Here is a 259-nt window from a genome sequence, read left to right as displayed (position 1 = left end):
AGTTGCTCAAATGTCTTTTTAGCTTTATAATTACATTTATCATCATTTGTTATAAAATAGTCACAATGCGCAGCGTAAAATGTATGCATTGCATCATCAAACATATTATTATACTGAGCATCAGTTTTAAATCCATCAAAATCTTGTCGAATGAATAAATTTATTACTCTTGAGTATTGTTGATTTTCCCCTGTATAATTATTTTTCAGTAATTCTGATGTTTGGTCAAAAAGTTTTAAATGTTGAGGAACATCTTTAG

Annotated in this window: 1 protein-coding gene; it reads right to left on the bottom strand. The window is 27.4% G+C overall.

Features of this window, described 5'->3' with window-relative positions:
• A partial coding sequence (locus SB753_RS38665; RefSeq protein ID WP_410805364.1) for a hypothetical protein occupies positions 1–259 on the bottom strand: 259 nt, incomplete at both ends.

Source organism: Paraburkholderia sp. SIMBA_053, from assembly GCF_046534895.1.
Classification (GTDB): domain Bacteria; phylum Pseudomonadota; class Gammaproteobacteria; order Burkholderiales; family Burkholderiaceae; genus Paraburkholderia; species Paraburkholderia caledonica.
Note: the sequence above shows the minus strand (reverse complement) of the source record. Positions and strands in the feature narration are given on the sequence as shown.